The sequence below is a fragment of the Aerococcus sp. L_32 genome (assembly GCF_050689315.1).
On record NZ_JBOEQF010000666.1, the window covers coordinates 1 to 975 of the forward strand.

Sequence of the window (975 nt, forward strand, 5' to 3'; positions counted from 1 at the left end):
GATTTACCAGGATATAGTGCACAATTGCTGACATTTATCTTCATGATTGGCTTTTTAATTTTAATTGCAGCAGTTGTGATTGGTATTTTTATTTACGTACTTACTATTCAAAAAATTGACGTGTTCGGCGTGATGAAAGCTCAAGGTATTTCAACAGGCACAATTGGTCGTTCTGTGATTGTGCAAACCTTTATCCTTACATTAATAGGTCTAGTATTAGGCGTTGCGGTGACCATTTTGAGCATTTATTTCCTACCAGCTCAGGTGCCAACCCAAATCAATTGGCTATTCTTTATAGCAGTCGGCGGTTTGATTTTACTTTGTTCATTAATTGGTGCCTTATTCTCAGTGAAAACAATAGTGAATGTCGATCCAGTAAGAGCAATCGCCTAGGAGGTCATTATGAGTGTATTAACAATTGAAAATGTACAGAAAAAATTTAAAGATGGGGATACGGAAATTATGGCCCTTGAAGAAACGTCATTTACAGCAGAGAAAGGTGAATTTATTGCTATTATCGGGCCATCCGGTTCAGGAAAAAGTACCTTTTTAAGTATTGCTGCTGGCTTACAGAAACCAACTCAAGGTAGGGTCATGATTAATGATAAACCCTTTAGTGAAAAGAAAGAAAAAGAGCGGGCGCGCATTCGTTTTGAAGAAGTAGGATTTATCCTACAAGCGTCAAACCTTATTCCATTCCTAAAAGTATCTGATCAATTGAAATTAGTAGATAAACTATCTAAAAAAGAGAAAAGTCCATTAGATTTATTGGAACTACTTGGTATTGAAAAGTTAAAAAATAAATTTCCAGAGCAAATCTCTGGGGGGGAAAAGCAGCGTGTAGCGATTGCCCGCGCCTTATATAATAACCCTTCAATCATATTTGCTGACGAACCAACAGCCAGCCTAGATTCTAAACGTGCAATGGATGTGGTGGATATCTTGGCCAAAATGACCAAACAACAAAATAAAACA

2 protein-coding genes are annotated in these 975 nt (G+C 37.0%); both read left to right on the forward strand.

The window, feature by feature from the left end:
* A partial coding sequence (locus tag ACRCJ0_RS15545) for an FtsX-like permease family protein (protein WP_431391093.1) occupies positions 1 to 393 on the forward strand: 393 nt, incomplete at its 5' end.
* Between the two features lie 9 nt (positions 394 to 402).
* On the forward strand, positions 403 to 975 hold a 573-nt coding region (locus ACRCJ0_RS15550), incomplete at its 3' end, for an ABC transporter ATP-binding protein (protein ID WP_431391094.1).